Below are 23,258 nucleotides of genomic sequence, written 5' to 3' on the forward strand. Positions count from 1 at the left end.
AGTTTTTACACGGCTACAGTAAATGCAACGACGTCCTGATACCTTTCTGTTTCTGCCATCACGGGCAGGGTAAATGGCAAAAATGCAAAGAGTTGCGTCACGCGTGTCACTAATTTATAAAACAGCGTTTCTGTTGCATCAAAAGGTGAGGTCAATTTTGCGAGACAGCCATCAGAATTGACTGATGGCTGGTGACAAAGGCAGGCAGCTAGCGGTAGTTGACGATGACAGAATTGCTCTGCACCTTCAGCGCCGGGATCAAACGTCCTCCGCCCGGCACTTCCCAGATAAAACGTAAAGGTTCAATGGCCGGCACTCCGTTGAACGCCTGCGTTGTGCCATTTTCGCCGTCGATTTCCGTGCAGCGGGTCTGTGAGCAGAGGCGCACCCGCAGTCCGGCTGGCGTTGGGCCAATCAGCCTGTAGTTCCACACCACCATTCCCATCTGACCAGAAACCGTTTCAGAGGGCGACAGCGGATTAGAAGACATGGCGACACCCCGGTTGCTGAGGGTCACGCCCATGCTGCTTGCCTGCCAGGTCCCTTCCCCGGCAGCCTGAGCCGCCAGCGGGAAGAGCAAAATCCATAGCCATTTCATTATTTTCCTCCAATCGTTGCCGTCATGCGGATATGGCGGTTATCCGACAGCTCCAGATTCGACAGCACAACAAGCTGATTCAGGCTGCGGCGCAGGAAGCGCGACAGCAGCGGACGCAGCGCGTGGTTGACCAGCAGCACCGGCGGCGCGCCCAGCATCTCCTGACGCGCCAGCGCCTCCTGAGTTTGCTCCAGCAGGCGATCCGCCAGGCCAGGCTCGAGGCCGCCGCCGCCCTGCAGGGCCTGCAGCAGCAGGCGTTCAAGCGGCGTATCGAGTCCAATCACCTGGACTTCGCCGGTCCCCGGGAACCACTGCTGGGTGATCGCACGCCCCAGCGCCACGCGCACCACCGCCGTCAGCTCGTGCGGATCGCTCTGCAGCGGCGCATGCTCGGCAAGGGTTTCCAGGATGGTACGCATATCGCGGATCGGCACTTTTTCCTCAAGCAGGTTTTGCAGCACCTTGTGCAGCGTAGTTAACGTCAGCACGCCCGGCACCAGGTCTTCTGTCAGCTTCGGCATCTCCTGCGTCACGCGATCGAGAAGCTGCTGCGCTTCCTGACGGCCAAACAGCTCGGCCGAGAATTGCCCAATCAGATGATTAAGGTGGGTTGCCACCACGGTACTGGCTTCGACAACCGTATAACCCTGAATTTGTGCCTGCTCTTTCAGCGCGCTTTCAATCCAGATTGCCGCCAGGCCAAAGGCCGGATCGACGGTCTGCTCGCCCGGCAGCGTGCCAGCTGCAGTGCCAGGGTTAATCGCCAGCCAGCGTCCCGGGTAAGCATCGCCGCTGCCAATTTCAACACCCTTCATCAGAATACGATAGCGCGCAGGCGGCAGGTCCATATTGTCCTTGATATGCACCACTGGCGGCAGGAAGCCCATGTCCTGGGCGAATTTTTTACGGATGCTGCGGATGCGGCCAAGCAGCTCTCCATCCTGCTGGAAATCCACCATCGGGATCAGGCGATACCCCACTTCCATTCCCAGGGAATCTTCCAGTTGAACGTCGTTCCAGGTCGCTTCTACGGCTTGGGTGTTCTCCGGCATTTTCACCGGAACCGGTTCCGCAGCCGGCCTGGTCTCACGACCACGCATCCACCAGGCCAGCCCCAGCAGCCCCGCCGTAAACAGCAGGAACACGAGGTTTGGCATCCCCGGCACCAGGCCGAGCAGCCCGAGCACCGCAGCCGCCAGCAGCATCACGCGCGGGTTACTGAAGAGCTGGCCCACCATCTGCTCGCCAACGTCCTGATCGGTACTGACGCGGGTCACGATAACGCCCGCCGCAGTGGAGATAACCAGCGCCGGGATCTGTGCGACCAGACCGTCACCAATGGTCAGCAGCGTATAGCTTTCCGCCGCATGGCCCATGTCCATCCCGTGCTGCAGTACCCCCACCAGCAGGCCGCCGACCACGTTAATCACCATGATCAGGATGCCCGCGATGGCATCACCGCGCACAAACTTACTTGCACCGTCCATGGAGCCGTAGAAGTCCGCTTCCTGGGTCACTTCCGCGCGGCGCTTTTTCGCTTCATCTTCGGCGATAAGCCCGGCGTTCAGATCGGCGTCGATCGCCATCTGCTTGCCCGGCATCCCGTCCAGCACAAAGCGCGCGCCCACTTCCGCAATACGCCCTGCACCTTTGGTGATAACCATAAAGTTGATGATCACGAGGATAACGAACACCACGATACCGATAGCGAAGTTCCCGCCCACCAGGAAGTGGCCGAAGGCCTCGACCACCTTACCCGCCGCTGCCGCGCCGGTGTGGCCCTCCATCAGGATGATACGCGTGGAGGCCACGTTCAGCGCCAGCCGCAGCAAGGTGGTAAACAGCAGAATAGTCGGGAACGCGGCGAACTCCAGCGTGCGCTGGGTGAACATCGCCACCAGCAGCACCATAATGGACAGCGCAATATTGAAGGTGAAAAGCAGATCGAGGATGAACGCCGGGAGCGGCAGTACCATCATCGACAGAATTAACAGGATGAGGATCGGCCCGGCGAGGATCTGCCATTGGGTCGATTTCAGGTTGCCGGGCAGGCGCAACATTGCCACCAGATTAGCCATCAGTGTCCTTCTCGTTCATAAAATCCAGCGCGGCAGGCACCGGAAGGTTCTCAGGTTTGACAGGCCGTTGACCGCCGGCCAGACGCCAGCGCTTCAACTGCCATACCCAGGCCAGCACTTCCGCCACCGCGGCGTAGAGCTGTCCAGGGATCTGTTGTCCGATATCCGCGTGGCGGTAAAGGGCTCGCGCCAGCGGAGGCGCTTCCAGGATCGGCACGCGATTTTCGGTACCAATTTCCCTGATGCGCAATGCAGTCAGCCCCGCCCCTTTTGCCACCACTTTCGGCGCGCTCATTTTGTTTTCGTCATAGCGCAGCGCCACGGAATAGTGCGTCGGGTTGGTAACGATGACGTCCGCTTTCGGCACATCTTCCATCATGCGGCGACGGGCAGCGGCACGCTGCATCTGCCGGATGCGCCCCTTCACGTGCGGGTCACCTTCCATCTGCTTATATTCGTCGCGGATGTCCTGACGTGACATTCGCAGTTTCTTGAAGTGGGAATAGAGCTGGAAGATAACGTCAAAACCCACCATCGGAATAATGCTGAGCACCACCAGCAGCGCGCAAAGCCCAACCAGGTTCAGCGCATTGCTCATCGCGGTAAGGGGCGACTCGCTGATAAGGCGCATCATTTCGGGCCAGTGGTACCAGAGGAAAAATCCTGCGGAACTGCCCATCAGCACCGATTTGAGAATAGCCTTGAGCAGCTCGGCCCCGGTCTGCGCCGAGAACATTTTCGCAATGCCCGGCAGCGGGTTCAGTTTTGAAAATTTAGGTTGCAGCGATTTTCCGCTAAAGACCAGCCCGCCCAGCATCACCGGGGAGACCAGCGCCACCAGCACCACGCCGGTAATCAGGGGCAGCAGCGCAACCATGGCCCCTTTTATCAGCTGAATAATCTGGCTGAGGATCAGATTCGGGTCGTTGACCATGCTGTGGTCAAAACGTAAGCCGGTGGAGAGCATCCCCGCCAGCTTGCGGGCGAGCGACTCCCCACCCCACCAGATAATGCACACGCCTACGATAAGGATCAGCAGGGAGGTCAATTCTCGGGATCGGGGGATCTGCCCTTCCTCACGCGCCTTTTCTAGTCGGTGGGGTGTGGGGGCTTCCGTTTTGTCGTCGTTCTCTTCTGCCACAGTGCATGCTCAGCCCATTACGTCACGGGTATCATGCCAGCGCAGCGGAAATCCAATGGCGGGAAAAGCCCGTTTATTCGGGCTCTTTTCGGTGATTTTGTCGTAAACCGCCTCAGGCGGCGTAACCCCCCTGAGGCGGAATGGACAATCAGAAGCCGAGGCTGTCCAGCAGGTCGTCCACCTGATCCTGGCTTGCCACGACGCCCGCCTTGCTGGCGTCGAGCTGTGGGCCATTGAGCAGGCTTTCGTTCTCGCGTTTTGGACGGGCAGCCGGTTCCGGGATGTTCTCCAGCAGCACCATCAGCAGCTGGCGCTCAATCTCCTGAATCACATCCATCATGCGCTTGATGACCTGACCGGTCAGATCCTGGAAATCCTGCGCCATCATAATGTCCAGCAGCTGGGCGTTGGTGAAGCTGGTGTGGCCCGGCACATCCCCCAGGAACTGACGGGTGTCAGTCACCAGTTCGCGGGCATCCGCCAGCTCGATGGGGTTCTCAAACCACTCATCCCAGCGTTGGGTCAGGGCTTTCGCGCCCTTTTCCATCGCATCCTGATGCGGCTGTGAGGCTTCAACGCTGTTCAGCGCACGTTCAGCTGCCTGAGCGGTCATCTGCACAACGTAGTCCAGACGGTCGCGGGCGTCCGGGATCGCTTCCGCCGCTTCGGCAATGGCCTGATCCAGCCCCAGTTCACGCAGGCTGTCACGCAGCATGCGCGTCAGGCTGCCGATGCGGACGATGATGTCGCTCGGCGAGTGTTCTTCAACGGGTTTCATTGCAGGTTGCATCATCACCAACACCTCACATGCCGAGTTTCTCGAAGATCTTACCGAGCTTCTCTTCCAGGGTCGCTGCGGTGAATGGCTTCACCACGTAGCCGCTTGCGCCCGCCTGTGCAGCGGCAATGATGTTCTCTTTTTTCGCTTCTGCAGTGACCATCAGCACCGGCAAAGACGCCATGCCCGCGTCCGCACGAATAGTTTTCAGTAGCTCCAGACCGTCCATATTCGGCATGTTCCAGTCGGAGATGACAAAACCAAACCCGCCAGCCTGCAGTTTGTTCAGCGCATCCACGCCGTCTTCTGCTTCTTCAACGTTGTTGAAGCCCAACTCTTTCAGCAGGTTGCGCACAATGCGACGCATGGTGGAAAAGTCATCCACAACCAAAAACTTAAGCTCTTTATCCGCCATAAAATAATACTCCTGAGTCAAATACGTATTGCCTGTCCGGCACTGATTTTCGCCAGCATCTGCTGGCTTACCTGGCTAAGATCGACCACTTCGCTCACGCCACCCATATTGATGGCCTCGCGCGGCATGCCGAACACCACACAACTTGCTTCATTCTGCGCAATCGTCCAGGCGCCAGCCTGGTGCATTGCAAGCATTCCGGCGGCACCGTCGTTGCCCATCCCCGTCAGGATCACCCCAACGGCGTTGCGCCCCGCATGTTTCGCCACCGAATGAAACAGCACATCCACCGACGGACGGTGCCGGTTAACCGGCGGTCCGTCATGAATTTTGATTTGATAGTTAGCGCCGCTGCGCGCCAGCTCCATATGCTTGTCCCCCGGCGCGATATACGCATGTCCCGGCAGCACGCGCTCGCCGTCTTCCGCCTCTTTCACGCTGATCTGGCACAGCTTGTTCAGACGTTCGGCGAAGGAGCGGGTAAAGCCAGGCGGCATATGCTGCGTGATCAGAATACCCGGACTTGAAAGCGGCAATGGCTGGAGTACATGGCGAATTGCCTCTGTTCCTCCGGTTGACGCCCCAATAACCAGCAGTTTTTCCGAGCTGAGTAACGGTCCGGCCTTCAGGGTTGCCGGCGCGGCCATCGGCTTGTGGGCCGCGAGCTTCGCGCGCGAGGCGGTGCGAATTTTCTCGGCGATCATCTCGCTGTACGCCAGCATCCCCTCGCGAATGCCGAGCTGCGGTTTGGTGACAAAATCCACCGCCCCCAGCTCCAGCGCGCGCAGAGTGATTTCCGAACCTTTCCCGGTCAGGGAGGAGACCATCACCACCGGCATGGGACGCAGGCGCATCAATTTCTCAAGGAAATCTATGCCATCCATGCGCGGCATCTCGACATCCAGCGTTAGCACGTCGGGGTTATATTTTTTAATTAAATCCCGCGCTACCAGCGGATCCGGCGCAGTGGCCACCATCTCCATGTCGCTGTGGCTATTGATGATTTCAGTCATGATCTGACGCATCAGCGCTGAATCATCGACAGACAATACCCTGATTTTACTCATGCTTTTTCCTTACTCAGCGCATATACCGTTTGCCCACGCAGGCTAAACTCACGCGCGAGGTTGCTGAAGTTTTCCGAATGCCCGGCAAACAGTAAACCGTCAGGCTTGAGCAACGGAACAAACCGACGCAGAATGTCCTGTTGCGTCGTTTTATCAAAATAGATCATGACGTTACGGCAAAAAATGGCGTCGAAAGGCCCCGGCACGTTGTACTGCTTATCGAGCAGGTTAACGGGCGCGAATTCGACGCAGTTCGCCAGCTCCTGGCGTACGCGAACCAGGCCTTCATGCGGCCCCGTACCGCGCATGAAGTAACGCTGCAGCTGCTGCGGCGACAGCGTTTTCAGCTCGTCCTGGCGATACACGCCGTTACGCGCCTTCTCCAGCACCTCGGTGTCGATATCGCTGGCGTAGACTTTCCAGCGTCCCGGCGCCATGCCCAGCGTGTCTGCAAGGGTGATCGCCAGCGAGTACGGCTCTTCGCCCGTTGAGGCGGCCGCACTCCATACGCGATACTCCCCGGTGCGACGGCGCGCGTGCTCGGCCAGAACCGGAAAGTGGTGGGCTTCACGGAAAAAGGCCGTCAGGTTGGTCGTGAGTGAGTTAATAAAAGCCTGCCACTCCGCGCTGTTCTGGTTCGCTTCGAGCATGCTCAGATAGCGGCCAAAATCATCCAGCCCCAGCGTACGCAAGCGCCGCACCAGTCGGTTGTAGACCATGTCCCGCTTATGATCCGCAAGCACGATCCCCGCACGCTGGTAGATTAACTGACATATCCGACGAAAATGCGCGTCGGACAGCGCGAGGCGCTGTGTCATCTGCAACAATAATGACGTTTGCCCAGGGGGCATTGGTGATGTCATAGCGCCTTCTTAATTACATTCAGGATACAACTGGCACGGCCTGCGACCGCCCGACTTCTGTTACTGCTTCAACGTGCTCTTTCACATTAAATACCGCGACCAGCCCGGTGAGACGATCCGCCTGGCTGGCCAGCTGATCGGTTGCCGCTGCCGCTTCCTCAACTAACGAGGCATTCTGTTGCGTCACCTGATCCATCTGGCTAACGGCCTGAGCCACCTGCTCTATCCCGCGACGCTGTTCGTCCGACGCCGAGGCAATCTCGCCCATGATGTCGTTAACCCGCGTCACGGAGGTGACGATCTCGTGCATGGTATGCGCCGCCGTATCCACCAGGGCAGACCCATGCTGGACGCGAGAGACCGACTCTTCAATGAGGGACTTAATCTCTTTCGCCGCGTTGGCGCTGCGGCTCGCCAGGTTTCGCACTTCACCTGCCACCACCGCAAACCCACGTCCCTGCTCGCCGGCGCGCGCCGCTTCCACGGCGGCGTTCAGCGCCAGGATGTTGGTCTGAAACGCAATACCGTCAATCACGCTGATGATGTCGCCGATCTTCTGCGAGCTGGCGGCAATCTCCTGCATGGTGCTGGCCACGTGAGAGGCCTGATCTCCCCCTCTCTTCGCCGTCAGCGCCGCCTGTTTTGACAGGTCAGACGCCTGACGCGCGTTATCGGCGTTCTGGCTTACCGTCGCGGTCAGCTGTTCCATACTGGCCGCCGTCTGCGCCAACGACGCCGCCTGCTGCTCGGTGCGGGACGAGAGATCGTTATTCCCCGCCGCAATCTCTGAGATCCCCGTATGCATGGCATAACTGCCCTGACGCACGTCGGATACCGTTTCCCGCAGCGACCCCTGCATGGCCTTCAGGCTGGCAAAGATCGCCGAAATTTCGTTTTTGCCAAACACCGCCACCGGACGCGCCAGATCCCCCTTCGCAATACTGTCGAAGTGGCTGCTGATAATCGCCAGCGGCTGCACAATCATTCTGCGCGCCCAGAGCAGCGCCCCGCCGGTCAGCAGCCCCGCCAGAATCACAACGACGGCAAAGATAACGCCAGACATGTGATAGCTGGTGCGGCTTGCTTCACCGGCGCGCAGAACAGACTGATTGATATCCTGCTGCCATGCGTCAAAGCTGCCGTCAAACGCCGCCTGAGATGCCTGGACCGGAGCGGTCATGAAGTCCGAAAGCTGGTTGTTCTCAAGCCAGGTCGCCTGGTGGTCCAGATCGCTGTACCACTGCTCAAAGTTCTTTTTCATGGCCGCCTTCAGCGCTTTCTCTTTCTCGCCGTCGGCCGCCTGCGCCGTGAAGGCCTTAAACTGTGCGTCTGCCTGCTTCAGGCTGTCGCGCGCCGTTGCCATCAGCGCCTTAATGTCATCCGGCGGATAGCTGAGCGCGGTTAAGGTTCCTGCCTTGTTCAGCGCAGTGCTTGCCTGCAACAGCACGGCACGCGTTTGTGCCAGTGCGGAGCGCTGCTGATTACTCGCCTCAACGTCCTGCAAATTCTGATAGCCATCGCGAAACGCCCAAAAAGACAACCCGTTACTGCCAACCTGCAACACACCGCAAAGGATCAGAATCAAAAACAGTGTGGTCGAGATACGAATACGATTTAACATCCACGCTCCCATCAAGCGGCAAGCAGCCGCGGTTTAATTGTCAGTCAAAATGTTTCCCAGTTTTCATCTTGTCCGGTCGTTGCAGCACGCGTGCGGGTGACCGCCGTGTCGGCGGCTGGCGCGCGGTACGTAGCTTGCGCAGTGACCGTATTTCCAGCAAGTGAAGCGAGACGAAACGCCGAGACGGCCATCTTCAGACGGCTCGCCTGGTCTTCCAGCGCAGCGGCCGCCGCAGCGGACTCCTGCACCAGGGCGGCGTTTTGCTGTGTCACGCGGTCCATTTCCGATACCGCCAGGGCAACCTGGTCGATTCCACGACTCTGCTCATCGGACGCAGAGGCGATTTCACCCATGATGTCCGTCACGCGGGTAACGGCATTCACGATGTCATTCATGGTCTCCCCGGCACTCTCCACCAGCACGGAGCCGGTATCCACGCGGGAGACGGAGTCTTCAATCAGGGATTTAATCTCTTTTGCCGCGTTGGCGCTGCGGCTGGCAAGGTTGCGCACCTCCCCGGCCACCACCGCAAACCCGCGCCCCTGTTCGCCCGCGCGCGCCGCTTCCACGGCGGCGTTGAGCGCGAGGATGTTGGTCTGGAAGGCAATGCCGTCGATGACGCTGATGATGTCGGCGATTTTCTTCGAGCTGTCGGCGATTTCGTGCATGGTTTTCACCACGCCATCCACCACGCGACCGCCGCGCTGCGCGGTTTCGGAGGCGCTTTCCGCCAGCTGAGACGCCTGGCGGGCGTTATCGGCGTTCTGCTTCACGGTTGCGGTGAGCTGCTCCATGCTGGCGGCCGTCTCTTCCAGCGCCGACGCCTGCTGCTCGGTACGAGATGAGAGATCGTTATTCCCCATCGCGATTTCGCTGGTGCCGGTATAGATCGCCTCGGATCCGTTACGCACGTTGGCGACGGTCTCGATCAATGAACGCTGCATGTGGTCGACGCTGTTGGCCAGCTCGGTGATCTCGTTACGTCCGGAAACGGTCAGCGTTTTGGTCAGATCGCCAGAGGCAATCTCGCGAATATGGGCAATCACGCGGCCGAGAGGGTTTAGCAGGATGTGGCGAATGCCGTACCACACAGCGAACAGCACAATGACCAGCGCCAGGGCCAACACCGCCATCTGCCATTTCGCAAAGCGGTAGTCATTCTGGCTTTCAGTAAAGGCCGAGTGATACAGATCGCCGCTGGCCTTCGCGTATTCCCCCAGCGCCGCGCCGAGTGCATTTTGCATCCCCTGCGTCGGCTGTGCGAAGTAGGCGTCCATGTTGCCGCTCTCCAGGAACTGGATCAGCTCCGTCAGCCCGGCATAGTAGGCGCTGTATTTTTCATCAATGTTCTGGCTCACCTGCGCCATAGCAGGCTGCGGTGCGATTTGCCTGAAGGCGGCGTAGTGTTTAGCCGCGTCGGCCAGCGTGGCCCGGGCATTTTTTAGCAGATCGTTTTTCGCGCTGCTCTGCTGATTGTTCGGATCCATCATCATGCGCGCGGACGAGCGGCTCAGGTTGATGCGCGTTTGCAGCATCAGATCCCACGTCGACGTGAGCTCACTCTGCTGCAGGCGGAGATCGTTTGAGGCGGCGAAACTGTCCTGGTTCTGTTTTAAAGACGAGAAAAAAAGCCCGCCGGAGATAAGCTGAAGTAGTGCGAAAATGACCAGCACCATCATTAGCATTGTGACAACGCGGATACGGTTCAACATACAACACCTTCTCATAGATTTATTAACGGTGTTATCGGCACAGGCCACAGGAACTTTACATTTGCGAAAGGGAAAAGCGCGGGGTTAAAACGCGACGTCAACAATCAGCGTATCGGTGTAGGTGCCGGCGGGCGGCGTGGCCTGACTGGTCAGAACTTTGGCGGAGTAGTTATAGGTACGCAGCAGGCCGTCGGCGCTGACCAGCGAGGAGGTCGCGCTGGTCCAGCGTTCGCTGCCGCTGCTGCCCCAGCGGTTAGTCGTGGCTTCTTTATAGATGTCATAACTCAGGTAGTTACTGCCGCTCACCATCCGGCGCACGTTATTCAGCGCGTTGGCACCATTGTTAATCCCGATGGTATAGGTACTGCCTTTGGTACAGGTGACGGCAATCGCCTGCGAGACCGTGGGGAAATTTTGCACCAGCGGCGCACTGCTAAAGTTGACGTCCGGCGTGGTCATGGCGCTGCAGTCGTTGGTGACGGTTAGGTTAAGCAGAATACTGGTCGTCGCGGTTCCCGTTTGATTGATGGTGCAAATACCGAGCGCCCCCACGGAACAGACGCTGTAGTTAACGCTGAAGGTTAACTGCACCTGATACGGCCCGGCAGAGACGTTTTGTCCGGCGACGGTGCGGAAATAGAGCGGAATGTTGTACTGCTTTGACCCGAGCAATCCCAGCAAGGTATTTCCGCTCCAGGTATACGATTTACTTATCTGTACCTCACTGCTGCTCGCGCAACCCGAAAGTCCACACAGCCGGGTGGGGATCACGTCCGTGATGGCGGCATTATCGGTGCGTTTCAGGGTCGCACGACTGTTGGCCGATATCGTTGCTGCGGTGTAGTTCAGCGTCACCGAGTCGTTCGTCAGCAGGTTGAGTATCGCATCACACGCCACCACCAGCGTGCCGGTGGTCTCCACCTCCCCGGAGCCGCTCAGCGCAAACGACGTGACGCTGCCGAACGACGCATTGACCGTGCTGACGGTACAGGCCGCCCAGCTGCCGCCGGAGAGCAGCAGCAGGAGCAACATCACCCAGCGCTTCATGGCCCCTCCCGGCAGACCAGCGGGCCGTAGGTTTGCAGCCTGTGGTCCGGGTTCGCGCCGATGGTCAGCGTTGCCCTGCAGCGTTTGCCTGTCGGCGTCGTGACGTCGAGCAGATTGACGTCGCTGAGGTTTTCCAGCCAGGCAATCCCGTCATATCCCACCACCGCATTGCTGCGCGAGGCGCGTCGAACCTGGCTTCCCACCGGAATGGCCTCCCCCTGCGCGTCGTGCAGGATGACGCTCGCTACCCGCTCCTGTTCCATCGGGAAATCCACCAGATAACCGCTGTGGCGGCGGATCGCCACCCGCCGCTCGGTCTCTTTCAGCCGGGTGTCGGCAGGCAGGTTCAGGGTATTAATACTGTAGCTTGCCGGGTAATAGGCCGAGACGCCGCTCACCAGCAGATACCCGTTGCGGTTGGTTTTACCAACCGGCTGGTTTTCATAGCTGACGGGGACATCCGGCTGGCCATCGGTGCTGATGACCACAAACGCATCGTTGATTTTGTTTGCCGCAAACAGTTCGCCGTCCATCAGCACCAGGGAGCCCATCGCTTCGCTCCACCAGGTCATCATGCCCTTCTCGCCGTACCCGCCCCCCTGCAGCTCGATATTGTTATTGCGCCAGCCCACCGTTCCCTGCTGGTAGTTATTCGATCGCGACTGGTTCGCCCACGCCATATTCCAGCTGAAGCCGCCGTCGGAGGGCATCGAGTGGTTGTAGTTGATGCGCTGCGTGCTGCCTGCATCCGGGGTATTTTCCACGGTGAGCGCCGCGCTGTCGCGTTCGCCCAGCGGCACCTGGAATGACATCGCGACCGTCCAGTCGCCCCGCTGCTGGTCCCGGCTGGCGGCGAGGTAAATGCTGCTGGAGCCCCACAGATTTCGGCTCCAGGAGAGGTTAAGCAGCTCGGTTTTCTGGCTGTCAAAGCTCTCCACGCCGATCCAGGCCGCCCCGATGTTGCCGTATTCCCCCAGGTTGAAGGTCAGGGAATATTGATCGGTATTGCGGCTAAAGCTGGCGATGGGGCGGTCATTTTCGTCGTACACCGTCGGCTGGTCATACAGGGCCAGGTTACCAAAGCCGCGATCGCGGCGGGTATGCTGGGTGGCGAGGCTGAACTCGCTGGTGCTGTACTGGTAGCCCCAGTTGATTTGCCCGCCGTCATCTCCGCGCATCCGGCTCTGGCTGTAGGAGGTATTCACCACGCCAAAACGCCCCAGCTTGACCACCGTCCCCGCACCGGCGAGCGCCAGTTCCTCCGCGCCTTCGGCGTGCCCCTCCAGCGTCAGCCAGTCCGTCAGGCCGTAGCGATACGATCCGCTCCCCGCCGCCGGGCCGTAGTCAAAATTCTTAATGCCGTAGTTGCGCCGCAGGCTCCCCAGGGTAACGGCCCCATCGCTCAGCCCTTCTTTCAGCAGATCGCTGGTGACGTAAAACGGCAGCGTGGTACTCACCTGGCGCCCCAGCGCATCGGTGGTGACCAGCACCGCATCCCCGGCGCCGTTAATGTAGGGCAGGTTCGTCAGGGTGAACGGCCCGGGCTGCAGCTGCGTGGACCCGGAGCGGTAGCCGTTGATGAAGAGGTCGACCGAGGTCGGCACCGCCGCTTCACCTGAAAATTCCGGCAGCGGCCAGGTCACCAGGTCCGGACGCAGGGAGAAATCACGCCCATAGCTGATCCCGCCCATGCGGACGCTGCTGCTCCAGCTCAGGGCATCGCTGATGACATCCCCGGCGGTCCAGGTGGTGGCGTCCTCCTCGTTGGTCACCAGCAGGGTGGTGTCATAGCGGACATAGCCCTCCTGCTGACCGTCGTTGCCGGTGAAATTTTCGCGGGCGTAGCCGGTGGAGGAGAATGAACCGTTTTCATTGAAGTAGCGGAATTCATGCCAGAGCGAGGCCTGCCCGCCGACGTGCTCGGTATGGTTGGTATAAAAATCGTAATTGAGCAGCGCGCCTCTGCCATAGTGAGGCTTACTCTGCGTCGGCTGGCCGCCAAACGGGGTGACGCGGGAGGTTATCCACTCACGGGGCACGGTCAGCAGCAGACGCTGGGCGGGACTGTCGTACTCCACCCGCACCGCCGGAAGCGTGCTGAGATTGACGTCGCCGTTGGGCACATGTTCAGGCGGAAGCCCGGCGCGCAGCAAATCGGCGCTGGAGATATAGTAAGCGCCGTCGCGTTGCGTCACGGGAACCACCAGCCCGGTGTCGTAGTGGTTCAGTACCAGGGCGAGCTGGAAAACCGCCTCCCCGTTTATCGCCTGCGCTTGCGGCGGCGGCGGTAAGCTGTCATCACCCGGTTCGGCCCAGGTACTGGTACTCACGCAAAGCAGGATCATCATTGCGGGCTTCAGTTGACGGGCGTCGACTGCCATTGTGCATCCCTGGCATTAATCTGCGCGCTGATCTGGCTGGGCTGGCGGATCCCGGCCGGAATCGGCCAGCTGCGGGTGCTGCCCGGCAGCACATAGCCCAGCAGGCCATCCGCAATCATGCGCTTTTGTCCCCCCTGCTCCAGCGCCACCTGGCTGAGCCTGACGTGAACATCGCCCTGATTGCGGACTTCAATGGCAGGCTGGCCCGCCACCTGCGTGACGCGCCAGCTCAGGTTACGGGTATCCACGAGGGCATGATGCGCCCCCTCTTTTATTGTCGGTATCCCCTGTCCGTAAACGAACAGGGGTATGGAATAGCGCATCTGCAGTTTAAGGCCGATGGCGGGGTCGGCCTTCGCGTCCGGCTGGGGAATTTCATCCACGATAATGCGATAGGCTTGTTCAACGCCCATCGGAACCGTACCCTGTTTGATCAGGCGGATCAGCTGTTTACTGCCTTTGCCGATGGTGACGATGGGCGGGCTGGCGACCACGTCCTGCTGGGCGGTATAGCGCTCAAAGCCCCCCTCCTGCTTCCAGCGCACAATGCGCACCTGCATCGTTGTGGCACTGTTTCCCTGATTCTGGATCCACAATTCAGTCGCTTTGCTGTCGGCCGACAGCCACGGATCGATGGGCCATAACAGAATGGTCGCCGCCGCTTGCGCCTGTCCTGCCGCCATGGCGGTCACGCCCAACATACTCACCAGGTACCAATGCCTGAATAGTGGCTTCATCGAATGTTCTCCCTTTTTCACCATGACAAGGTCACGGTGAGCTGATCGGAATAGGTGCCTGCCGGGCTAAATCCCGTCAGCAGCGCTACGCCAAAAAGTGGTAGTGCAATATTGTTGCTGTTGGTGTAGGTCACCGGGATGGCCTGGTTGACCCCAATCTCACTGTTCGCCGCCAGTGAACTGCTGCTGTAAAGCCGGTAGCCCACCACGTCGGTGCCGCCTGAACGCGTCATGCGGCGCACCGAGGCGTAGTTTTGCCCGCCGTTGATGCTCATGCTCAGCGCCACGCCCGGCGTGCAGGCGATGGACAGCGCCCCGTTGGGCACAAAGCTGGTGCTGACCGGGGCACTCTCCACGCCGGTATGGGTCCCAAAATCCAGCGTCCCGAAGATCCCGCCGGTCCCCGTCGTGACAGAACATCCCGGCACGACGGTCGCGCTCACCTTAAACGACTGCGACGTCACCGCGCCGGCCCCGGAAACCAGGGTCAGCCCCAGCGCTAGCGCAAAAAAAGGCTGCACGATCCCCTCTGCGCAAGCGCGCAGACTTAAAAAGGAGGCCTTCATGGCTGGAGCTAGTAGGTGACGCTGACGTTGATCGTGTCGGTATAAGTGCCCGGCACCACCGTGACGCTGTTACCACCGCCGGTGATGCGCCCGTAAAGGGTGTAGCTATTGACCCCGCCCGCCGTCGACGCGACCGGCAGCGCCGCGTTGTTGGCGATGACGTTGTTAAATCCGCTGTCACTGTACAGACTGTAAGCCACGCCCTGCGCCGCATTGGCGGTATTGATCAGATAGCGCGCAGGCGTGCCCGACGTGCCGACCACGGTACCGGGTGCGGTGGAGTTAGTGTTGCCGGTGATCGCCACCGTATAGCTGGCGGTGGTGCACTGAATGGTGAACGTATTCCCGCCGCTGGCGCCGGTGAGCTGGGTGGTCAGCGTGGAAAACGTGGCGGGATGGGTACCAAAATCGAGTGTCCCGAAGTTAATACCGTTTTGCGTGGGCGATCCGTTAATCAGACACCCGTTTGTGAGGGTCAGCGTCGCACCGATGGTGCCGCTGCTGGTCACGGCCAGCGCAGGATGTACCGTTGTCGCCGCCAGTAACGCGCCAGCGCAGATTAAAAGGCGTTTTCTTTTCATTTTCCACCCTCCGGAAGTCAAACGCGTTCCCTTGCCACATTTTATTTATGCTGTTCAAGATGTTAGCCCCGCTTAAGGTTCCTCTGAGAGGGGTTAATGAGAATTTAGTTTACGGATATCGCTTCCACCACCCGCCCCAAAACGCATAATCCTTGAGTCCTATTGACTTAATATTCTTATAAATAACAATGAATTAAAATTATTTTGGCCGCATTTTTATTTTTTTTAGAAGAGAATATATCCCTTATAGTGTGATCACCATCACAATATATCGTTATGCCACCAACAACAAAATCAATAAAACTTAAAAACTTGTTGTAACCCCCTACGCTTTGCGTCAATTTATGTGCCGAATATTTTCCCGCGCAGTAATAAAAAATTTATATGTATCGGCGCGGGCGACATCTGATAGCGCATAGAGGGTCTTTTTTCGTGGCAAGTGCAAACAAACTTACACTCTTCATCGTGATATTCATGCTGGCGGGTATTCTTTCAGGGGCGGCAATTCACGAGTACGCATCTGCGGATGCCATCAAAGCCTGGTCGGATAATATTACCCTTCTGACCGATATTTTCCTCCGTCTGATCAAAATGGTTATTGCGCCGCTGGTCTTCAGCACGCTGACCGTAGGCATTATGAAGCTGGGAGAAACCTCCACCATAGGCCGGGTGGGCGGCAAAGCGATGGTATGGTTCATCAGTTCATCCGTGCTTTCTATTCTGGTCGGACTGTTTATCGTCACGCTGGAGCGTCCGGGAAGCGGCCTGAACCTGACCGTTCCAACCGAGGCGGTGGATACCGGTCTGGCCGTGGGCGGGATGACGCTGAAAGCGTTCCTGTCTCACACCATTCCCACCAGCATCGCGGGGGCGATGTCGAACAATGAGATCCTGCAGATAGTGGTGTTCTCGATGTTCTTCGGCATCGGCGGCGCGTCGCTGGGGCAGAAATTCAACGCGCCGCTGGTGGCCGCACTGGATGTGGTTTCCCATATCATGCTGAAGGTAACGGGTTACGTGATGTACGTTGCGCCGCTGGCCATCTTCGCGGCGATCTCCTCCGTCATTGCCACGCAGGGTCTGGGCATCCTGTTGAACTACGCCTCCTTTATTGGCGGCTACTACGTTGCCATTCTTCTCACCTGCATGGTGCTGCTGGCCGTGGGTTACATGGTGCTGAAAAAAGAGGTGTTTCGCCTGGTCAGCATGCTGAAAGATCCGGTGCTGGTCGCATTCACCACCAGCAGTTCTGAAGCGGCCTACCCTAAAACGCTGGAGCAGCTGGAGCGCTTTGGCTGCTCGCGCAATATCGCCTCTTTCGTTCTGCCGATTGGCTACTCCTTCAACCTCGTGGGGTCGATGGTGTACTGCTCGTTTGCCTCGATGTTTATTGCGCAGGCGTACAACATTCACCTGAGCTTCTCTGAGGTGACGGTGCTGATGTTAACCCTGATGCTGGCGTCAAAAGGCATTGCGGGCGTGCCGCGTTCTTCGCTGGTGGTGCTGGCCGCGACGATCCCGAGCTTTAACATTCCGGTGGCGGGGATCCTGCTGCTGATGGGTATCGACCACTTCCTGGATATGGGGCGTTCCGCGATTAACGTGCTGGGGAACGGCATTGCGACCGCGATGCTGTCGCAGAATGAAGGTGCGCGGGAAGCGGACGCTGAGCTGGTAAAGCAGGAAGCGTAAGGGTATGAAAAAGCCGGGTGGCGGCTTCGCCTTACCCGGCCTACAAATGGCTCGACACGTAGGCCGGGTAAGCGTCAGCGCCACCCGGCTTTGTTTTAGGCTACGTGACTCGCGGCGATATCCAGCAGCGCCATCTCTTCGCTGTTCAGCAGCTTTTCGATGTTCACCAGAATCAGCATACGCTCGCCGAGCGCCCCCAGGCCGGTCAGGTATTCGGTCGACAGCGTGACCGCAAACTCCGGCGCAGGACGAATCTGGTCAGAGGTCAGGGAAAGCACGTCAGATACGCCATCCACCACGATACCCACCACGCGCTGTCCCAGGTTGAGGACGATCACGACGGTATTGTCGTTGTAGTCAACGTCACCCTGGCTGAACTTCACGCGCAGATCCACGATTGGCACAATCACGCCGCGCAGGTTGGTGACGCCTTTAATAAACGCTGGCGTGTTAGCGATGCGGGTAACCTGGTCGTAACCACGAATTTCCTGCACTTTCAGGATATCGATGCCGTACTCCTCATCGCCCAAAGTGAATACCAGGAACTCCTGCCCTGATGGCTCGCCCGCCAGTTTCGTTACATTACTCATACCGGTCATGTTATTACCTTCTACTTAATCAGGCGGCTGTGTACGCCACACGTTGTTCACGATTTAATCCCTGAAGCGCCGACACGTCGACGATCAGCGCCACGCTACCATCCCCCAGAATGGTGGCAGCAGAAATACCCGGCACCTTGCGGTAGTTGCTTTCGAGGTTCTTCACCACCACCTGGTGCTGACCAATCAGCTGATCGACCAGCAGCGCGTAGCGACGGCCCGCGCTTTGCAGGATCACCACGATACCCTGCGTGGCCTCGGTCTTCGCCCCGTCCACTTCGAACACTTTCCACAGTTCGACCAGCGGCAGGTACTCACCGCGCACTTCGAGAACGCGCTCGCCGCCCGCCAGCGGATGCAGATCTTCTTCACGCGGCTGGAGGGATTCCATCACCGCGTTCAGCGGCAGAATGAAGACTTCGTCCGCGACTTTGACCGACATGCCGTCGAGGATCGCCAGCGTCAGCGGGAGCAGGATGCGGATGGTGGTGCCGGAGCCCTGTTTAGACTGGATCTCAACGTGGCCGCCCATCTCCTGAATGTTACGTTTCACCACGTCCATGCCGACGCCGCGTCCGGAAACGTCCGTCACCTGCTCGGCGGTCGAGAAGCCCGGCGCGAAGATCAGCATGCCCACTTCTTCATCGGTCATGTTTTCATTCACCGCCATCCCCTGTGAAATGGCTTTCGCCAGGATGCGCTCGCGGTTAAGGCCCGCGCCGTCGTCGGTCACTTCGATGCAGATGTTCCCGCCCTGATGTTCCGCAGAGAGGATCAGATTCCCGACCGGAGATTTCCCGGCGGCAATGCGGTTTTCCGGCAGTTCAATACCGTGGTCGAGGCTGTTACGCACCAGGTGCGTTAACGGGTCGATGATGCGCTCGATCAGGCTCTTATCCAGCTCCGTTGAGCTGCCCATCAGGGTCAGTTCAATCTGCTTATTCAGCTTGCTGGCAAGGTCGCGCACCAGGCGTGGGAAGCGGCTGAAGACATATTCCATCGGCATCATGCGGATGGACATCACCGATTCCTGCAGGTCGCGGGCGTTACGCTGCAGTTGGCCCATGCTGGTGATCAGATCGCCGTGCGTGACCGGGTCCAGTTCGTTAGAACGCTGCGCCAGCATGGACTGGGTGATCACCAGTTCGCCAACCAGGTTAATCAGCTGATCAACCTTCTCAACGGCGACACGGATGCTGGTGGACTCACTGGAGCGCGCGGCCGGTTTTTCACCACGGCCAGGCGCCGCGGCCTCTTTTGGCACCGCCTTCAGCACCGGGGCCGCTGGGGCCACAGCTGGTGCGGAGGCCTGGGCAACGACAGCAACCTCTTCTTCTGCAGCCGGAGCTGCTACCGCGGCGGCTTCCGTTTCGAAGGCGATCTGGTCGGCTTCAATGACAAAGCACAGCACCGCCACGATATCGTCCTGACTGATACCGTCATCGAGGGTCGCTGCGAGGCTGTCTTTGCCTTTCACTACGTTACTTAATTTCGCCAGGTTACCCAGCTCTTCTTCCAGCAGGTTAACTTCGCTCTCTTTCAGGCGTGACAGCACAACGCGCAGCTTGCCCGCTTGCGCAGCGGCTGGCGCAGCCTCTTCAGCAGCAACCGCATCGACAACGCTCAGCTTTGCCGCAGGGACAACGGCTGCAGCGACCTCACCTTTTGCTTCCAGGGCGAGCTGGCGCAGCGCATTGCAGATGTATTCAAAGCTGGCGGCATCAGGCTCTGCCGAACTTTTATAGGCGTCGAGCTGTTCCTGCATAATATCTTTGGTTTCCAAAAACAGGTTGATAATGTCGGTATTGAGCTGCATCTCACCGCGTCGTGCTTCATCAAGCAGGTTTTCCATTAAATGGGTCGTTTCCTGCAGGATGGTAAATCCAAACGTTCCGGCTCCGCCTTTAATAGAATGCGCCGCGCGGAAGATGGCATTGAGCTGCTCGGAGTCCGGTGCTTCGGGCACCAGATCGAGCAAATGTTGCTCCATATCCGCCAACAGTTCGTCGGCTTCATCAAAGAATGTCTGGTAAAAATCGCTAATATCCATGCTCACGCTATCACCTCGGATTGGCTGGTGGCGATGTTGGAACGGCAGCCGCAGGGACGGCCCCAGGCTGTTTTAAATCGTCCAGTGACTCATTCTGACTTTCGGCGTTTTCGTGCAGGATGGCCTGCTCCGCCTGCTGGTTCAGCACTAAAAGACTGATACGACGGTTGATGGCGTCATCCGGCCCGCGGTCGGAGACCCGCATGGTTGCTGCCATGCCGACCACGCGCAGTACCTTGCCATCATCAAGCCCACCTGCCACCAGCTCGCGACGCGAGGCGTTGGCACGATCGGCAGAAAGCTCCCAGTTGCTGTATCCCTTCTCCCCACTGGCGTACGGGAAGTCATCCGTGTGGCCCGACAGGCTGATTCGGTTAGGAATACCGTTCAGCACCGGCGCAATGGCGCGTAAAATATCGCGCATGTACGGCTCAACTTCCGCACTCCCGGTTTTAAACATCGGGCGGTTCTGGCTGTCGATAATCTGAATACGCAGCCCTTCCTGGACCAGATCGATTTTCAGGTGCGGCCGCAGCGCGCGCAGTTTAGGATCCGCTTCAATCAGCTGGTCGAGATCGCCACGCAGTTTTTTCAGACGCGCCTGCTCCATCTTGCGTTTCAGCTCGTCGATGTTCGGCTCTTTTTTCACCTCACCCTTCTGCTGGGTGTAATCATCGCCGCCGCCAGGGATCGGGCTTTCGCTGTTAGAGATACGCGGCCCACCGGTCACCGCCGTCGCCAGCGGGGTACGGAAATATTCGGCAATCTGGATAAGCTCCTTCGGGCTGGAGATGGAGATCAGCCACATCACCAGAAAGAACGCCATCATTGCGGTCATAAAGTCGGCGTACGCGATTTTCCAGGAGCCGTGGGAACCGTGCCCGCCGCCCTTGTGCTTGCGTTTTTTGACAATGACGATCGGATGGGACTGGTTTTTCATGCGTCCTCAGTTGTCGTCTGTTGGTTTGGGTTTTTCACCGCGCGCACGTGTTCTTCAAGCTCGATAAACGACGGACGCTCGCTGGAGTAAAGCGTTTTACGGCCAAATTCAACCGCGATCGGTGGCGCGTAACCGTTGAGGTTAGAGAGCAGCGTGATCTTCACGCACTGCATCATTTTGGTGGTTTCCGCGCTTTTCTGGCGCAGCACGCTTGCCAGCGGAGAGATAAAACCATAAGCCAGCAAAATACCGAGGAAGGTGCCCACCATCGCATGGGCAATCAGCGCGCCCAGTTCAGCCGCCGGACGGTCCGCCGAGGCCAGGGCGTGTACCACCCCCATGACCGCCGCCACGATACCAAACGCCGGAAGGGAGTCGCCAACCAGCGCCAGGCTGTTGGCCGGCACTTCAGATTCGCTTTCGTGGGTTTCGATCTCTTCGTCCATCAGCGCTTCGATTTCGAAGGTATTCATGTTGCCGCTGATGATGAGACGCAGGTAATCGACGATGAAATCCAGCATCATGGCGTCCGCCAGAATGCGCGGATAGCTGGCAAAAATTTCGCTCTCTTTCGGGTTTTCGATATCCCGTTCAAGCGAGAACATCCCCTGCTGACGCGACTTCGCCATCAGGCGATAGAGCAGCGCCAGCAGATCCATATACATGCTTTTGGTGTATTTCGAGCGACGGAACAGCAATGGAATTGCCTTCAACGTGCCCTTGATCGATTTACCGTTGTTGCCAACGATAAAAGCCCCTACCCCTGCGCCGCCGATGATAATAAGTTCAGCCGGTTGATAGAGTGCTCCAAGGTGCCCGCCGGTCATCATGTAACCGCCGAAAACTGTACCGAGAACTACCAGGTAACCTAATAAGATAAGCACGACATCATCCTTCCGCTAGTGACTATGGCAAGGACGTCCAGCTCGCAGCGTTTACCGTTTGCGGGGTAAAAAAAAGCAGCGGTAATGACTTACCGCTGCTGGAATCTTGCCCACACGTTCGGGTTAAACAGCTTGTTCGATCTGTTCATCCAGCAGTTGTGGAATAATATCGGCAGCATCCCGGGAAAGTTTACGTCTTTTTACTGCGCGGGACGGCGGCTGACATAAACTACAGGCGAAGCTGCCTGCAGGCTGATGAGCATGGGTAATAAAATTGCCGTCGCAGCAATTGCAGCGCGACAGTTCAAGCATTCCGCTCTCAACAAAACGCACCAGCGTCCATGCGCGGGTCAGCGCCAGCAGAGGGCCTTCTTCCTGCTGTGGGCATTGTTCAAGGTAAAGTTTGTACGCTTTGATCACGGCGTCTACGCCGCTACACAAACCGGTTTTGAGAAGATACTGCCAGGCATTACAGAACATGGAAGCGTGGATGTTCTGCTCCCAGGTCATAAACCAGTCCGTAGAAAACGGCAGCATGCCTTTCGGCGGGGGACTACCGCGTAACTCTTTATACAGTTTGATGAGGCGACCACGGCTCAGCTGAGTCTCGCTTTCCAGCATTTGTAAACGAGCACCCAGCGTAATCAGCTCCATGGCCAGCTGTATGTCACGCGCTTCCTGAACAATGCTTTTTTCGCTCATTGCTAGGCCCTTTTCTTACGGGCTGCGTCATCAGGCTGACTGATGTCGCTAAGCAAGCGAGTGGAGAGCAGGATACCGGTATGGATCTGTTGCAGATCGTCCACGCGGGATTCCTGCGTCAGACGCGTTATCGTCTGCGGATTATCAAAACGGAACTGGCACACCAGTTGATTCGTTTCCGCCAGTTTTACCATCTGCGGGAGGGTTAATCCACCCAGCATGGTTGCCATTTCTTCGTTAATACCCAGACGAAACATCGCGGACGCTTTGTCCTGACTAATTAAACGCTGCGCGAGCAGTAAATATGACAAATTGATGTCATAGATATGTTTTAGCAACTCGGATGTATGCATTGTTCCCATCCCGAATAACCAACTATTATTTTTATGCGGAAAGACCGCACCCCGTGATGTCGCCGGGAAATCACCCGGTATAAAAAAGAAAAGGCTAAATGCATAGTTGAATCTAGGTTTGTATTCATCCAAACGCGTAAGGGATGCAACGCGGTTACATCTCTTACAGGTTTTATCATTTCTTACAAATAACTAAGATTTTTCCTAATTCGACGCAAACTCTACTCGCCAGATTTGACACATACAATGCAGCCACCCTCAAATTTAAAAAAAATGTGATCCACGTCACACAATTTAAGTGAATGTTACCCATAAATCCATCAGTATGACTTCTAATTTGCTCATTTTTTAATCAATCGGCACTGTTTTGTATTCTTAATCGACGAATACTCATGCATAAGCGTGAGAATAAGTGGCACGCAATGTGCTTTTACCCGTGCGTGCAGTATCGGC

Annotated in this window: 21 protein-coding genes; 1 reads left to right on the forward strand and 20 read right to left on the reverse strand. The window is 57.9% G+C overall.

Features of this window, described 5'->3' with window-relative positions:
• Positions 1-208: 208 nt before the first annotated feature.
• The 14 genes from flhE to AC2FAJ_RS05570 all read right to left on the reverse strand — a co-directional run bounded on the left by flhE (position 209) and on the right by AC2FAJ_RS05570 (position 15,585).
• Positions 209-601 carry a flagellar protein FlhE gene (gene flhE / locus AC2FAJ_RS05505; protein WP_028013640.1) on the reverse strand — a complete coding sequence of 131 codons (393 nt, stop codon included), beginning with the start codon at positions 599-601 and terminating at the stop codon, positions 209-211.
• The gene (gene flhA / locus AC2FAJ_RS05510) at positions 598-2,676 is read right to left on the reverse strand and encodes a flagellar biosynthesis protein FlhA (protein WP_045631222.1); all 2,079 of its coding nucleotides are present in this window, start codon (positions 2,674-2,676) and stop codon (positions 598-600) included. The genes flhE and flhA overlap by 4 nt, the downstream gene beginning before the upstream one ends.
• Entirely contained in the window at positions 2,669-3,817 is a 1,149-nt protein-coding gene (gene flhB / locus AC2FAJ_RS05515; protein WP_485453907.1) for a flagellar biosynthesis protein FlhB, read from the reverse strand. Before flhB ends, flhA begins: the two co-directional genes overlap by 8 nt.
• A gap of 148 nt (positions 3,818-3,965) precedes the next feature.
• Complete coding sequence (gene cheZ / locus AC2FAJ_RS05520; RefSeq protein ID WP_028013643.1) at positions 3,966-4,610, reverse strand: protein phosphatase CheZ; 645 nt, start codon at positions 4,608-4,610, stop codon at positions 3,966-3,968.
• 10 nt (positions 4,611-4,620) lie between these two features.
• Positions 4,621-5,010 (reverse strand): chemotaxis response regulator CheY, encoded by a 390-nt coding sequence (gene cheY, locus AC2FAJ_RS05525; RefSeq protein ID WP_000763862.1) that lies wholly within the window; start codon positions 5,008-5,010, stop codon positions 4,621-4,623.
• Between the two features lie 17 nt (positions 5,011-5,027).
• Positions 5,028-6,077: a protein-glutamate methylesterase/protein-glutamine glutaminase gene (locus tag AC2FAJ_RS05530; RefSeq protein WP_014884341.1), complete on the reverse strand. Its 1,050-nt coding sequence runs from the start codon at positions 6,075-6,077 to the stop codon at positions 5,028-5,030.
• Complete coding sequence (gene cheR, locus AC2FAJ_RS05535; protein ID WP_014884342.1) at positions 6,074-6,940, reverse strand: protein-glutamate O-methyltransferase CheR; 867 nt, start codon at positions 6,938-6,940, stop codon at positions 6,074-6,076. The genes AC2FAJ_RS05530 and cheR overlap by 4 nt, the downstream gene beginning before the upstream one ends.
• 19 nt (positions 6,941-6,959) lie before the next feature.
• Positions 6,960-8,561 carry a methyl-accepting chemotaxis protein IV gene (tap, locus tag AC2FAJ_RS05540; RefSeq protein ID WP_485453908.1) on the reverse strand — a complete coding sequence of 534 codons (1,602 nt, stop codon included), beginning with the start codon at positions 8,559-8,561 and terminating at the stop codon, positions 6,960-6,962.
• A gap of 44 nt (positions 8,562-8,605) precedes the next feature.
• A complete protein-coding gene (gene tar, locus AC2FAJ_RS05545; RefSeq protein ID WP_193358907.1) occupies positions 8,606-10,273 on the reverse strand; it encodes a methyl-accepting chemotaxis protein II in 1,668 nt (555 codons plus the stop codon).
• A gap of 84 nt (positions 10,274-10,357) precedes the next feature.
• Positions 10,358-11,320 carry a Csu type fimbrial protein gene (locus AC2FAJ_RS05550; RefSeq protein WP_319879082.1) on the reverse strand — a complete coding sequence of 321 codons (963 nt, stop codon included), beginning with the start codon at positions 11,318-11,320 and terminating at the stop codon, positions 10,358-10,360.
• Positions 11,317-13,701, reverse strand: coding sequence for a fimbria/pilus outer membrane usher protein (locus AC2FAJ_RS05555; protein ID WP_045260326.1), 2,385 nt, complete (start codon positions 13,699-13,701; stop codon positions 11,317-11,319). The genes AC2FAJ_RS05550 and AC2FAJ_RS05555 overlap by 4 nt, the downstream gene beginning before the upstream one ends.
• On the reverse strand, positions 13,677-14,438 hold the full coding sequence (locus tag AC2FAJ_RS05560; RefSeq protein WP_045260435.1) for a fimbrial biogenesis chaperone: 762 nt from the start codon (positions 14,436-14,438) through the stop codon (positions 13,677-13,679). The genes AC2FAJ_RS05555 and AC2FAJ_RS05560 overlap by 25 nt, the downstream gene beginning before the upstream one ends.
• A 17-nt stretch (positions 14,439-14,455) precedes the next feature.
• On the reverse strand, positions 14,456-15,004 hold the full coding sequence (locus tag AC2FAJ_RS05565) for a Csu type fimbrial protein (RefSeq protein WP_028013649.1): 549 nt from the start codon (positions 15,002-15,004) through the stop codon (positions 14,456-14,458).
• 8 nt (positions 15,005-15,012) lie between these two features.
• Positions 15,013-15,585, reverse strand: a complete 573-nt coding sequence (locus AC2FAJ_RS05570; RefSeq protein ID WP_485453909.1) for a Csu type fimbrial protein — start codon at positions 15,583-15,585, stop codon at positions 15,013-15,015.
• A gap of 432 nt (positions 15,586-16,017) precedes the next feature.
• Between AC2FAJ_RS05570 and AC2FAJ_RS05575 the strand changes: the two genes are divergently transcribed.
• Positions 16,018-17,277, forward strand: a complete 1,260-nt coding sequence (locus AC2FAJ_RS05575) for a dicarboxylate/amino acid:cation symporter (protein WP_447615025.1) — start codon at positions 16,018-16,020, stop codon at positions 17,275-17,277.
• Between the two features lie 95 nt (positions 17,278-17,372).
• Here AC2FAJ_RS05575 and cheW read toward each other — a convergent pair whose 3' ends face one another.
• From cheW to flhD, 6 genes are all read right to left on the reverse strand, one after another.
• Positions 17,373-17,876 (reverse strand): chemotaxis protein CheW, encoded by a 504-nt coding sequence (gene cheW, locus AC2FAJ_RS05580; RefSeq protein WP_041909416.1) that lies wholly within the window; start codon positions 17,874-17,876, stop codon positions 17,373-17,375.
• Positions 17,877-17,895: 19 nt separating this feature from the next.
• Positions 17,896-19,932, reverse strand: a complete 2,037-nt coding sequence (gene cheA, locus AC2FAJ_RS05585) for a chemotaxis protein CheA (protein ID WP_045631228.1) — start codon at positions 19,930-19,932, stop codon at positions 17,896-17,898.
• 4 nt (positions 19,933-19,936) lie between these two features.
• On the reverse strand, positions 19,937-20,866 hold the full coding sequence (gene motB / locus AC2FAJ_RS05590) for a flagellar motor protein MotB (protein WP_028013653.1): 930 nt from the start codon (positions 20,864-20,866) through the stop codon (positions 19,937-19,939).
• Positions 20,863-21,750, reverse strand: coding sequence for a flagellar motor stator protein MotA (gene motA, locus AC2FAJ_RS05595; protein WP_008500417.1), 888 nt, complete (start codon positions 21,748-21,750; stop codon positions 20,863-20,865). Before motA ends, motB begins: the two co-directional genes overlap by 4 nt.
• 123 nt (positions 21,751-21,873) lie before the next feature.
• Positions 21,874-22,452 (reverse strand): flagellar transcriptional regulator FlhC, encoded by a 579-nt coding sequence (gene flhC, locus AC2FAJ_RS05600; RefSeq protein ID WP_013096051.1) that lies wholly within the window; start codon positions 22,450-22,452, stop codon positions 21,874-21,876.
• 2 nt (positions 22,453-22,454) lie between these two features.
• Complete coding sequence (gene flhD / locus AC2FAJ_RS05605) at positions 22,455-22,805, reverse strand: flagellar transcriptional regulator FlhD (RefSeq protein ID WP_028013654.1); 351 nt, start codon at positions 22,803-22,805, stop codon at positions 22,455-22,457.
• Positions 22,806-23,258 lie beyond the last annotated feature (453 nt).

This window comes from Enterobacter cloacae complex sp. 385G4, from assembly GCF_057320665.1.

Bases quoted from the DNA above. Each gene is read 5' to 3' on its own strand.
- flhD (WP_028013654.1), bottom strand. From the start codon at position 22,805: ATGCATACATCCGAGTTGCTAAAACATATCTATGACATCAATTTGTCA.
- motB (WP_028013653.1), bottom strand. From the start codon at position 20,866: ATGAAAAACCAGTCCCATCCGATCGTCATTGTCAAAAAACGCAAGCAC.
- cheW (WP_041909416.1), bottom strand. From the start codon at position 17,876: ATGACCGGTATGAGTAATGTAACGAAACTGGCGGGCGAGCCATCAGGG.
- AC2FAJ_RS05570 (WP_485453909.1), bottom strand. From the start codon at position 15,585: ATGAAAAGAAAACGCCTTTTAATCTGCGCTGGCGCGTTACTGGCGGCG.
- AC2FAJ_RS05565 (WP_028013649.1), bottom strand. From the start codon at position 15,004: ATGAAGGCCTCCTTTTTAAGTCTGCGCGCTTGCGCAGAGGGGATCGTG.
- AC2FAJ_RS05530 (WP_014884341.1), bottom strand. From the start codon at position 6,077: ATGAGTAAAATCAGGGTATTGTCTGTCGATGATTCAGCGCTGATGCGT.
- tap (WP_485453908.1), bottom strand. From the start codon at position 8,561: ATGTTAAATCGTATTCGTATCTCGACCACACTGTTTTTGATTCTGATC.
- cheR (WP_014884342.1), bottom strand. From the start codon at position 6,940: ATGACATCACCAATGCCCCCTGGGCAAACGTCATTATTGTTGCAGATG.
- AC2FAJ_RS05555 (WP_045260326.1), bottom strand. From the start codon at position 13,701: ATGGCAGTCGACGCCCGTCAACTGAAGCCCGCAATGATGATCCTGCTT.
- flhA (WP_045631222.1), bottom strand. From the start codon at position 2,676: ATGGCTAATCTGGTGGCAATGTTGCGCCTGCCCGGCAACCTGAAATCG.
- tar (WP_193358907.1), bottom strand. From the start codon at position 10,273: ATGTTGAACCGTATCCGCGTTGTCACAATGCTAATGATGGTGCTGGTC.
- AC2FAJ_RS05560 (WP_045260435.1), bottom strand. From the start codon at position 14,438: ATGAAGCCACTATTCAGGCATTGGTACCTGGTGAGTATGTTGGGCGTG.
- cheY (WP_000763862.1), bottom strand. From the start codon at position 5,010: ATGGCGGATAAAGAGCTTAAGTTTTTGGTTGTGGATGACTTTTCCACC.
- flhC (WP_013096051.1), bottom strand. From the start codon at position 22,452: ATGAGCGAAAAAAGCATTGTTCAGGAAGCGCGTGACATACAGCTGGCC.
- AC2FAJ_RS05550 (WP_319879082.1), bottom strand. From the start codon at position 11,320: ATGAAGCGCTGGGTGATGTTGCTCCTGCTGCTGCTCTCCGGCGGCAGC.
- cheZ (WP_028013643.1), bottom strand. From the start codon at position 4,610: ATGATGCAACCTGCAATGAAACCCGTTGAAGAACACTCGCCGAGCGAC.